We start from the raw sequence: 12,449 nt of genomic DNA on the forward strand, positions 1-12,449 counted from the left end.
CTCGAAGCGTTGGCAGGTACTTTCGAGCCCGCTGCCAAAGCTTCGAGACGGCATAAATGCCTCTTCAGTTTGAACGGGTTGAGACAGAGGTTGGATGTAAACCGATACTTTATCTGAAACTCACACACACTCAACGTCAGTTATGGATAAGCGAACGAGGATTTACTTCGACCCCTTCGGGCAGAGGAAGCGCACCAGCGCCGTCTCGAAGCCTTGGCAGGTACTTTCGAGCCCGCTGCCAAAGCTTCGAGACGGCATAAATGCCTCCTCAGTTTGAACGGGTTAATACAGAGGTGGGATGTAAACCGATTCTTTATCCGCAACTCACACACACTCAACGCCAGTTATGGATAAGAGATCAAGTAATTACTTCGAGCCGTTCGGGCTGAGGAGGCGCACCAGCGCCGTCTCGAAGCCTTGGCAGGTACTTTCGAGCCTGATGCCAAAGCTTCGAGACGGCATAAACGCCTCCTCAGTCCGAACGGATCGTGATAGAGACTTGTTATAATTATATCTTTATTTCAAGTCTCGATTAATTAGGTGATAAATATTCTGGATCTCGTGGATAAGCCGACGTTGTTGCAGATTTATAAAATTTGTTTTTTAATCTGGGGGATGAAAAAAAATAATATGGTATTACGAACCTAATCGGCATGACTTCTGTTCGAATTAATCTCTTAGTATCCAACTATCGTGATTAGATCCGTTTGCCACTTTCCTCGCCATGAAAAAAAATTGCAAAAGAGTCAGTTTCTAAAGTAATCAGAAAATGAAAAGGGCAATAATCGCTTTTGTTCAGACACAAACATACTATTTGGAATAGACATCTAACTGTTTGTTAAGTACAGCATGTTTAAAATGAAATAAAGACTATCAGGAGAATATTATGTCTACAATCGCTTTATTAGATGTCGATAGCACTTTATTATTTAACGGCAGTGATTTGAACTATGCTTTGTTGGATTCTTTATTGAAAAATGGCATTAAAGATGTCTATTTGTTTACTAACATGGGTTTAGAGGATATCCGGAATTATAACCAAGACTATGCTCCCTTGAGCCGTCACGTAATTATCCAGACGATGCAGCAAATGGGGTTCAATGTTCATGGTGTAATTACCCCTGCTGATGCAGGTAACTATGATAACCAACGTCAATTACGACCTGTTGGTACCATCTTTAATCAATTATATACCCCATTAATGGAGCAAGTAATAAAAAGCGGAGAACCACTGGACCTACAAAACTTTGCCAGCAATAAGGAGCTTATCTGTAACTATTACGTTAATGAATTAGCAATGAAGACAGCTGAATGCATTATAGACGCTCGTCTGAACAATCCTGCAGGAGAAAAAGTAAATATTAATTTACCTCAATTAACTTTGGTAGATGTTTTAGCTTCACCTCCAAAACGAATTCCTGTTAACAAGGAGCAGCTTATGGAAGAATTGAATAAAGGGACAATACCCAGGAATCCTTATTTAATTGATTTTTCTGAGGGCAATCAAAAAGTAGAAGTAATGGGTGCAGACTTTCCTCCAGATACTGCAAATAAAGCGTTGATGATGGAGGCATTCCTCCAGCAATTTGCATCCAAATATCCTAACTTATCCATAGCTTATTTTGATGATGATGAGAGGCAGTTGCAGGCTTGCCAATTGGCTGTTGTCCACTATAACAGTACTCATATCACTCCGGTTCATTTAACGACACACCAGGTATCTAAAGATTATAATATTGCTAATAACAGTGTAAATAGCTATACAGATGTAATAAAAAATTCTCAATTAATTGATAAAACATTAAATCAAGCGATTAAAGATGTTGCTCATCACTATTCTGCCGCTTTATACGATCAAATGGGGGCCGCAAAATTCATTCAAAGGCACTTCAAAGATATGAACTACCAGCAATATATTGAACTAGCAAAAGTCGCTATGAAAGGGAATACAATAATGTTTAATCCAGGTGGAGCTAATTCCGCACTTCATTGCCTGCGCGTTGCTATGCTTTTGACTAAAAATGATAGTCAGGAAAATGAGGTGATAAATGTGTGTCGGCAACTCATGGAGAAATACAATTATGATGAGCTAAAAACACAAAATGTGGATAAAAACCTGATGGAAGTTTATAGTGCATTCATGAGAGCAGCTGTCGAAGTTAATCCAAAACAAAACAAAGAAATAGTCCGCCAATTTGATGCATTAAAAAATAATATTGGCAAAACAAACCTAACTTCGCACTTTAGAGAAAAGTTTGGTTTCTTCCTTCATAGGGATACATCAAATGAGCTTTCTCAACAAGAAATTTATGAAAATAAAAATCAAATAAAAAAGTAACTCGCCGCGTTATCCTTCAAGTGATTTATGCTGCTTGAAGGCCTTTCTGCCCTCTCGACCAGATACAAATCAAGCGTTAGGGAGCGGTTTAGGTGGACAATGGTATTCTTGGGTAATTTCATTTTCAGAGTTTACTGCTTGCAATACGATAGGGAATTGCCACAAGGAATAAAGATGTTTGAGTACATCTGTGGTGGTATTACCCAAGGGAACTCGATTGTGTTGAGCATATCTTAAGGTCATGGAGCGGTCACCTTGTAAATCAATGGAATAAACTTGGATGTCTGGTTCAAAATAACCTAAATTATATTGTCGTGATAAGGCTTCTCTTATTTTTTGATATCCGGATTCATTATGAATGGCATTGACGTAAAGATCAGGGCTGCGATCATCATCGACGATATGAAATAATTTCAAGTCTCGGATTAATTTAGGCGATAAATATTGGGCAATAAAACTTTCATCTTTATAATTACGCATAGCTGTATCTAGACTGGTTAACCAGTTTGTATTTGCTAAATAAGGAAACCATCGTTTATCTTCTTCACTAGGATTTTCACAGATCCGTTTGATGTCTTGCATCATATGGTACCCCAATGTATAGGGATTAATACCACTATAATAAGGGCTATTGTAAGGCGGTTGCATGATGACATTAGTATGGCTTTGTAATATTTCCAGCATAAACTCGTCAGTAACTAAACCTTCATCATACAGAGCATGTAAAATCGTATAATGCCAAAAACAGGCCCATCCTTCATTCATTACTTTAGTTTGGCCTTGGGGATAAAAATATTGCGCCATTTTGCGTACTATACGTACAATTTCGCGTTGCCAAGGTTCTAATAAGGGGGCATTTTTTTCAATAAAATATAAAATGTTTTCTTGAGGCTCTTCTGGGAAACGCTTTTTCGGAGACTGACTTACCACTTGCTTGCTGTGTGGGATTGTTCGCCATAATTCATTGACCTGAGATTGCATGTATATTTCGCGGTTTTGCTGGCGAATCTTTTCTTCTTGCATGGATAATGGGGCAGGGTGTTTATAACGATCTACTCCATAATTCATAAGGGCATGGCATGCATCAAGTATCGCTTCAACCTCATTAATGCCATAGTGTTCTTCACAATCACTGATGTATTTTTTTGCAAATACTAAATAATCAATGATGGCATCAGCCGAAGTCCACATTTTAAATAAATAATTATTTTTAAAAAAGGAGTTATGGCCATAACAAGCATGAGCAATAACCAAAGCTTGCATAGGCATAGAATTTTCTTCCATGAGATAGGAAATGCAAGGGTTAGAATTGATCACTAATTCATAAGCTAAACCCATTTGTCCACGTTTATAACTTTTTTCAACACTTACAAAATGTTTGCCAAAAGACCAGTGATGATAACCTATAGGCATACCTACGGCGGCATAGGCGTCCATCATTTGCTCAGCAGAAATGACCTCTATCTGGTTAGGATAAGTGTCAAGCTTAAAGTCTTTAGCAATGCGTGCGATTTCGCGATCATAATCCTGAATTAATTCAAAGGTCCATTCTGCGCCTGTAGATAATGGCTTCTTTCTCATACAGTTTTCCTTTTAAAGAGCTCATGGAATACAGGATAGATATCTGCTACCGTATCAATATTTTCCATGGCAAAATTAGGATAGCTCTCTTTAACGAGCTGATAAACTTCCCATAAACTTTGATGATGACGCGGCATGATTTCGATGTAAGCAAAATATTGCAATAAAGGCATAATCTTATCTTGAAGTAGCTCTTGGCAATAAGGTGAGTCAGCATTCCAATTATCACCATCTGATGCTTGAGCTACGTAAATATTCCAAGACTCAGGTGGATAGCGGGCCTCAATAATGGCGCTTAAAAGCTCCAATGCACTGGAAACTACAGTTCCTCCTGTTTCTCGAGAATAAAAGAACTCTTCTTCATTGACTTCTTTGGCTGATGTATGGTGGCGGATAAACACTAATTCAATTTTTTCATAATTCTTAGTGAGGAACATGTAGAGTAAGATGAAAAAACGTTTTGCAATGTCTTTTTTAGCTTCATCCATTGAGCCTGATACATCCATCACGCAGAACATGACTGCTTGAGTAGAAGGAGAGGGGATGCGAATACGATAATTATAGCGGAGATCAATAGTGTCTATGAATGGGACGGTTTGTATTTTTCTTTTCAAAAATTCAATTCTTTTTTCTAGTTTTTTTACTTCCTCTGTATCTAGAACAGGTTGTGCTTGCAGCTTATCCAATTCTTCAACAGCATCTTTTAATTGTTTTTTATAGGGTGATGCTAAAGCTACTCTTCGCCCTGTTGCTTGTTTCATGGAGCGCAGAACATTAATATTGTTAGGGATGCCGCTGGTTGTTACTCCGGCACGTACGGTTTTGAACGTACTAATTTGTGCGAGTTCTTTTTTAACCAAATCAGGTAATTCAAGATCTTCAAAATACAAATCGAGAAATTCTTCTCGCGATAATTCAAAAACAAAATTATCTTCGCCCTCTCCACTATCACTCGCACTAGAGCTATCGCCTCCTCCTCCAGAGCCACCACTAGGTCTTTTTATTCTATCGCCAGCTATAAAATTGTCATTACCCGGCAATACGCGCTCTATGTGTCCACCCTGGCCTCGGCGAAACATAGGCTCAGAAATATCTTTAGCTGGAATCGTAATTTGTTCGCCTTGGTCAATTTCAGTAATACTACGTTTTCCAACGGCATCGGAGACAGCACGTTTGATCTGATTTTTATAACGACGAAGGAAACGTTGACGATTCACCGTGCTTTTTTTCCCTGCGTTTTGTCGTCTATCAATCAATTGCGACATAATTTATCCCCATACAAAATCATTTTTGGTGAATACTTGTAGCTTTAGTGAAGCACAACTATACCCTCAGGAGCTTGAGCCCATCCTGCATCCCATCGTAATCATAGATGAGATGTTTTTATTATTGTGACTTCCGTACTCGCAAATACCATTCACAAAGCAAACGTACTTGTTTGCGCGTATACCCTTTATCTATCATTCGTGAAATGAATTCCTCATGTTTCTTCTTATCATCTTCAGAGGCTTTAGCATTGAAGGAGATAACTGGCAACAAATCTTCAGTATTGGTAAACATTTTTTTCTCAATAACAGTTCTTAATTTTTCATAACTGTTCCAAACAGGATTCTTGCCTCGGTTATTGGCGCGGGCCCGTAACACAAAATTTACTACTTCATTACGAAAATCTTTTGGATTTGATATCCCGGCTGGCTTTTCAATTTTTTCCAATTCTTGATTCAATAAAGCCCGATCAAAAATTTCGCCGGTATCAGGATCACGATAATCTTGATCTTGTATCCAGAAATCAGCATAGGTGATGTAGCGATCGAAGATATTTTGTCCGTATTCAGAGTAGGATTCCAAATAAGCTGTTTGAATTTCTTTGCCAATAAACTCAACATACTTAGGAGCAAGATACTCTTTGATGAAACCTAAGTAAGATTCTTGTATTTCTTGAGGAAGCTGTTCTTGTTCGATTTGACGTTCTAACACATACATTAAATGTACTGGGTTTGCTGCTACTTCACTATGGTCAAAATTAAACACTTTAGAAAGTATTTTGAACGCAAAACGAGTGGAAACACCACTCATTCCTTCATCAACACCAGCAAAATCACGATATTCTTGATATGATTTTGCTTTTGGATCAGTATCTTTTAGGCTTTCTCCATTGTACACACGCATTTTAGAGTAAATACTAGAGTTTTGTGGCTCTTTTAAACGCGTTAAGACGGAAAATTGGGCTAACATATCCAAGGTCCCGGGTGCACAATGAGCTTGGGTTAATGAACTGTTATCAATAAGCTTTTGATAAATTCTATTTTCTTCAGAAACACGCAGACAATAAGGGACTTTTACAATATTGATACGATCAATAAATGCTTCATTATTTTTATTGTTTCTGAATGTTTGCCATTCTGATTCATTAGAGTGAGCTAAAATAATTCCTTCAAAGGGTATGGAAGATAAACCCTCCGTTGGATTGTAATTGCCTTCTTGAGTTGCTGTTAATAAAGGATGTAAAACTTTAATGGGGGCCTTAAACATTTCAACAAACTCTAAAAGACCACGGTTGGCTCGGCATAGCCCTCCAGAATAACTGTAAGCATCTGGATCATCTTGAGAAAATTCTTCTAATTTACGAATGTCAACTTTACCTACCAATGAAGAAATATCCTGATTGTTTTCATCGCCGGGTTCTGTTTTAGCGATTGCAATTTGTTTTAAACGGGAAGGTTTTACTTTAATTACTTTGAATTTGCTGATGTCTCCATTGAATTCATGTAATCTTTTTACCGCCCAGGGAGACATAAGGTAGCGTAAATAGCGGGAAGGGATGCCAAAACGCTCTCGCAATAATTCTGCATCTTCTGTCGGATTAAATAAAGAGAGTGGGGATTCAAACACCGGCGAACCTTTAATGGCATAAAATGGGACTTTTTCCATCAAATCTTTTAGTTTTTCAGCAATTGACGATTTACCACCACCAACAGGTCCCAAGAGATAAAGCACTTGCTTTGTTTCTTCCAACCCTTGAGCCGCATGTTTTAAAAAACCGACAATTTGCTCAATCGGCTCTTCCATGCCGTAAAAATCTTGGAACACATGATACTGTGGAATCACTTTATTGGAGAAAATTCTTGATAACACAGGATCATGGCGGGTGTCGATCATTTCTGGCTCCCCTATAGCCATTAATAAGCGTTCCGCTGGATTGGCATAAGCAGAAGGGTCATTTTTACACAATTCCAGGTATTCTTCCAAACTCAGTTCTTCTTCTTTATTATCAACAAAACGTTTGGTATAGCCGGTTAAAAAGTCTTGAGTGTTCATGTGCCATCCCCTTATACATATCCTGGTGAAGGATATAAACATATGTTTCTTTACATTTAATACTTCTCGTGGATAAAAGCAATAAATGTTTTTAGTTAACTTCTCACTCTTTATAATGTTTGATCTAAGAAGCTACCCCTTTATAATTATTATAGGCTAAACTAAGTAAATTTTTTATATAACTCAATAAATTAATCACTCTTTCGCAAAGGATGTCATAATCATGCCAAACACTACTGTTTTTTTGAAAAATTACCAGGCTCCTTTTTTTACAGTAGATACTGTGAATTTAAATTTTGACTTATATGATGATCATGCATTGGTTAGCAACGAACTTAAATTAATTCGCCGTCATAAAGGAGCATTGCGTTTATATGGTGACGAATTGGAATTAGTAAGTCTACATATGAACGGTCAAAAATTAGAACCTTCGGCTTATACCTTACAATCTGAAGCACTCATTATAGAAAATTGTCCTGATGAGTTGACCTTAACTATAGTGACACGTATTTATCCCCAAAATAATACACAATTATCCGGACTATATCGCTCCAACCATTTATTCTGTACTCAGTGTGAAGCAGAGGGATTTAGACGAATTACGTATTTTCCAGATCGCCCTGACGTATTAGCGACTTATACCACGCGTATCTCGGCAGATAAAAAACAATATCCTATTTTGTTGTCTAATGGAAATTTAGTCGATGCAGGGACTTTGGCTGATGGACGTCATTGGGTGATTTGGAAGGATCCTTTTAAAAAGCCTTCTTATTTATTTGCTTTGGTTGCGGGTAATTTGGCTCAAGTCAGCGATCAATTTGTCACTTGTTCTGGGCGGACTATCGATTTGCATATTTATGTTGAACCTGGAAATGAGGATAAATGTGCTCATGCAATGAAATCTTTGAAAAATGCCATGCGTTGGGATGAAGAGGTTTATGGACGAGAATATGATTTGGATATTTTCATGATCGTAGCCGTCAGTGATTTTAATATGGGAGCAATGGAGAATAAAGGATTAAATATTTTTAATTCTAAATACATTCTCGTGCGTCCAGATACAGCAACCGATCAAGATTTTGCTGATGTTGAAGGAGTAGTTGGGCATGAATATTTTCATAATTGGACAGGCAATCGGGTTACATGCCGAGATTGGTTTCAATTAAGCCTAAAAGAAGGCTTAACTGTTTTTCGTGATCAAGAGTTTTCTTCTGATATGAATTCACGTGATGTGAACCGTATTATGGATGTGCGTGTGTTACGTAGCGCCCAATTTCCAGAAGATGCTGGTTCAATGGCGCATCCTGTGCGACCAGACTCGTACCAAGAAATAAATAATTTTTACACGGCAACCGTTTATAATAAAGGTGCTGAGGTAATTCGCATGCAGCATACTTTACTTGGAAAAGAAGGTTTTCGCCGTGGTATGGATTTATATTTTGAACGTCATGATGGTCAAGCAGTGACTATTGACGACTTTGTTGCAGCCATGGAGGATGCGAATCAAGTAGATCTGACTCAATTTAAACGATGGTATAGCCAGGCAGGAACCCCAGAGGTTACGGTAATCAGTACTTATGCAAATGGTACGTTAACCTTAAAGATGCAACAATATTGTCCTCCTACTCCTGAATGCCATCATAAGAAACCATTTCATATTCCTATTCGTATTGCCCTCTTTAATTCTCAAGGTCATAAGATGTCTCTAGATAGAGATATTTTGGAGTTAAAAGAAACAGAACAAAGTTTTAGTTTTTCTGATTTGAGCGAAAAACCTGTTTTCTCCTTATTAAGAGGATTTTCTGCTCCTATCAAATTGAAACATGATTTAAGCCAAGATGAGCTACTTTTCTTATTGCGATATGAAACAGATGGATACGCTAAGTGGGATGCTGCCCAGAGTTTGGTGTTGAGTTGTATTAAGGATTATTTAGAACAGCCATCAAATACGTGGCAAATTCCTGCTGCCTTGAGTTCAGCATTCAAACATGTCTTACTCGATGAGTCATTAGATGCTGATTTACGCGCAGAATTATTGACTCCCCCTGGTTTTGAAGAGATTGCAGCAACATTAAATTGTGTTGATGTGGGTGCAGTAGAGGTTGCTCGTGATTTTTTCCGTCAACAATTGGGTTGGTATTTGTATGACTCAGCACAAACACTTTATCACCAATTATGGCAAGCAGAAGATCATCAGATGCATGGAGTGGCTTATGGTCGTAGAAAACTACGTAATATTTGTTTGTGGCTCATGATGAAGGCTAAGGAAACCGCTGCTTTAGAGACGTGTCAGCAGCAATTTATCTCTGCACAAACGATGACCGATCAAATAGCGAGCTTTTCTTTATTAGCCAGTTGTACCAACCAAGGATTACGGGAACAGGCAGTTGAGGATTTTTATAAACAATGGGCTAAAGATGACTTGGTTTTAGATAAGTGGTTCACAATACAAGCAACCAGTGAGATTCCAGACACCTTAACTCATGTCAAAACCTTATTACAACATTCTGCATTTAATATTAAAAATCCTAATAAGGTTCGCGCTTTAGTTAGTGCATTTTGTATGGCAAATCCACGTAATTTTCATGCTGTTGATGGCAGCGGATACAGCTTTTTAGCAGACATATTAATTACGTTAGATAAGATCAATCCACAGATTGCAGCGCGCGCTGCCAATCCATTTACGCGATGGCAGCGTTATGATAAATCCAGGCAAAGTTTAATGCATAATCAGTTAGAACGATTAGCGAAGCAGAGTCTATCGCGTGATTTAGCCGAAGTTGTTTCCAAAAGTTTGGAACACCATTAAGTTGTCTTTTCAGCAATTTTGCCTTCCGCAAAGCGGAAGGTCTAAATCTCCATAATTATTATCAAAGTTGCATTACCAAAGTATGATACGGTTTTGTTCATAGAGGTGAGTTAAATGAATTTGTTGGAAAAAGTATTATTCTTAGAGCAAGAGGCTGCTGATTTTGGCTTTCAGTGGGAAACGACGGCTCAAATTATAGAGCAAATTCAAAGTGAATGTATGGAAATTTCAGAACATTTACAGTCAAAACAGAGCATGAATCAATCTGGGTTACAAGAAGAAATTGGTGATCTATTGCATGCGGTATTTTCCTTATGTGTTTATTGTCAATTTTCCCCTCAAGATACGCTTAAAAAAACATTAGAGAAATTTGAGCGTAGACTACAAGCAGTGAAAACAGTTGCAAAAGAAAAAAAACTAAATAATTTACAGGGACAATCTTTTGATGAATTGATGCTCATTTGGAATTTAGCGAAAAAGCGTGTGGGTTAAGTATAAGTGTTGTTTGGAGCTCCATTTTAATGACTATTGATTGCAACCAAATTTGGAATGGAATGGAGCATTAAGAACCAATATTAACCAAAAACAATAGGCCTACTATAAAGGATACTCTGCGTTTTAATTCAAAATATCAAAAACCGCCATGGCCCACAATTGCAGTTTCAGCTATCTATAACGAAACTTTAGCGCTTTCAGCAGGAAGCGCACTAATCCAATTACAAAAATCCATAGGATTCAATGTATAATAAAGTCCTATACCCAGCTCACATAAGAAAATAATGAGCACAAGCATACTAAAAAGAGAAAAGAGGAGCTGCTTACTTTTTCTTTTTTTCTCATGAATCTTATTTAAAATGGTTTCATTACTATGGAATAATCGATCACTAATAATTTTGATAATGGCCTCTACAATAGCTTTATGGCAGCGTTGATTTTCTAATGCATGTAATTGACTAATGGAAGTGTGTAGCACAACAACTGACTCAATAGCAATTACTGTAAGCGCACACGTACGATTTTGAATGGCCCTCATTTCATCAATTGTTTCACCAGCGGCTAATGTTTCTATAAATTCGGGATCAGAATTCTCATCCTCTTTCTTATAAAGACCAACAGTGCCTGAAATAATGATAAAAAAATCATCACTTATTTCTCCTTCTTTAAGTAAGAGGTCGCCTTTTCCAAAAGTTGTTCTAGACGAAATAGCCATGAACAACTGATAGTTCTTTTCAGACAAATGTTTCAACAATGGACTGTTTCTCAATATATTTTTTTCGTGTTCGGAAAAATCGCTCATTGAATTTTCCTTAATTCAAATTTAATTTTTATTCGTAATCACTGTATGACAGCAAAGGCGATACGAAGAAGGAGGGTTTATTTTAATTATTGTAAAATTATGTATTTTTGCAAGAAAAGTTAAATAATTCTTGGATTAATTGGTGTTGGTAGTACTAAAAATTACTGCGAGAGCTTGCCTTATAGAATTGAATTATTGAAATTAGATCAAAAAATTTCTAGGGTGTCCTGATGATTACCGCATGTTTCTGATATTATTGATGCTGTCGTAATGATACCAAATACCAATAAAAAGGAGAGTGAATTGCCTCAGCGTTATGCAGTTATGGGTAATCCTATCGCACATAGTCTATCCCCTATCATTCATCAACATTTTGCCAAGCAGGTCAATGTTTCAATAACTTATGAAAAAATTAAAGTAGATGATCACACTTTTGAACAACAAGTGACTGATTTTTTTAATCAAGAAGGCAAAGGACTTAATATTACTTTACCTTTTAAGCAACGTGCTTTTACAATGGCGCAACAACGTAGTCATCGCTGCCAGCAAGCTGGAGCAGCAAATACTTTATGGATAAATGCAGATCAACTGCAGGCAGATAATACAGATGGTATTGGTTTTATTCGTGATTTGAGTCGTTATCTTTCGGTACAAAACAAGCACATATTAATCCTGGGTGCCGGAGGTGCTGCACGTGGGATTATTTATCCATTACTAGAAGAGCATCCTGCAGCCCTTATCATCGCGAATCGGACGCCTGAGAAAGCAGCCGCATTGCAGCTGGATTTTCCACAGATCAAATGTATCAACCTTCATGAAGTTGAGGGTGTGTTTGATATTGTTATTAATGCCACCTCTGCGAGTTTGGCAGGTGAGTTTATTGCTCTACCTTTGGAGTGTATGGCTGCAAAACCGTTTTGTTATGATTTGTCTTACAAACATCAAGATATAACGGCTTTTGTCCAATATGCTAGAGATTTAGGCTGTGACGCCGTTGATGGCTTAGGGATGTTGGTAGAACAAGCAGCAGAGGCTTTTTTTATTTGGCATGGAATTCTTCCCGAGACTAAGGATGTGTTGCGATTGTTACGCTCATAATCTATGAG

At 37.6% G+C, this 12,449-nt stretch carries 8 protein-coding genes; 4 read left to right on the forward strand and 4 right to left on the reverse strand.

What is annotated here, in order from left to right; all coding sequences use genetic code 11:
* Nucleotides 1-886 precede the first annotated feature (886 nt).
* On the forward strand, nucleotides 887-2,338 hold the full coding sequence (locus DYH34_RS01245) for a hypothetical protein (protein WP_058464018.1): 1,452 nt from the start codon (nucleotides 887-889) through the stop codon (nucleotides 2,336-2,338).
* A gap of 69 nt (nucleotides 2,339-2,407) precedes the next feature.
* Here the strand turns inward: DYH34_RS01245 and DYH34_RS01250 are convergent, their stop codons facing one another.
* The 3 genes from DYH34_RS01250 to DYH34_RS01260 form a co-directional block, all read right to left on the reverse strand.
* Nucleotides 2,408-3,919 carry a SpoVR family protein gene (locus DYH34_RS01250; RefSeq protein WP_058464017.1) on the reverse strand — a complete coding sequence of 504 codons (1,512 nt, stop codon included), beginning with the start codon at nucleotides 3,917-3,919 and terminating at the stop codon, nucleotides 2,408-2,410.
* Nucleotides 3,916-5,184: a YeaH/YhbH family protein gene (locus DYH34_RS01255; RefSeq protein WP_058464016.1), complete on the reverse strand. Its 1,269-nt coding sequence runs from the start codon at nucleotides 5,182-5,184 to the stop codon at nucleotides 3,916-3,918. The genes DYH34_RS01250 and DYH34_RS01255 overlap by 4 nt, the downstream gene beginning before the upstream one ends.
* 121 nt (nucleotides 5,185-5,305) lie before the next feature.
* Complete coding sequence (locus DYH34_RS01260) at nucleotides 5,306-7,237, reverse strand: PrkA family serine protein kinase (protein ID WP_058464015.1); 1,932 nt, start codon at nucleotides 7,235-7,237, stop codon at nucleotides 5,306-5,308.
* 223 nt (nucleotides 7,238-7,460) lie between these two features.
* On the opposite strand from DYH34_RS01260, the gene pepN reads away from it, so the two are divergent.
* Together pepN and DYH34_RS01270 are read left to right on the forward strand one after the other, a co-directional pair.
* The gene (gene pepN / locus DYH34_RS01265) at nucleotides 7,461-10,046 is read left to right on the forward strand and encodes an aminopeptidase N (RefSeq protein WP_058464014.1); all 2,586 of its coding nucleotides are present in this window, start codon (nucleotides 7,461-7,463) and stop codon (nucleotides 10,044-10,046) included.
* A 114-nt stretch (nucleotides 10,047-10,160) separates the two neighbouring features.
* Nucleotides 10,161-10,538 (forward strand): MazG nucleotide pyrophosphohydrolase domain-containing protein, encoded by a 378-nt coding sequence (locus DYH34_RS01270; RefSeq protein ID WP_058464013.1) that lies wholly within the window; start codon nucleotides 10,161-10,163, stop codon nucleotides 10,536-10,538.
* 178 nt (nucleotides 10,539-10,716) lie between these two features.
* On the opposite strand, the gene DYH34_RS01275 is transcribed toward DYH34_RS01270, so the two are convergent.
* Entirely contained in the window at nucleotides 10,717-11,343 is a 627-nt protein-coding gene (locus tag DYH34_RS01275) for a Crp/Fnr family transcriptional regulator (RefSeq protein WP_058464012.1), read from the reverse strand.
* A gap of 303 nt (nucleotides 11,344-11,646) precedes the next feature.
* On the opposite strand from DYH34_RS01275, the gene aroE reads away from it, so the two are divergent.
* Nucleotides 11,647-12,441 carry a shikimate dehydrogenase gene (gene aroE, locus DYH34_RS01280; protein WP_058464011.1) on the forward strand — a complete coding sequence of 265 codons (795 nt, stop codon included), beginning with the start codon at nucleotides 11,647-11,649 and terminating at the stop codon, nucleotides 12,439-12,441.
* The last annotated feature ends 8 nt before the right edge of the window (nucleotides 12,442-12,449 follow it).

It is taken from the genome of Legionella cincinnatiensis, from assembly GCF_900452415.1.
Classification (GTDB): Bacteria; Pseudomonadota; Gammaproteobacteria; order Legionellales; family Legionellaceae; genus Legionella; species Legionella cincinnatiensis.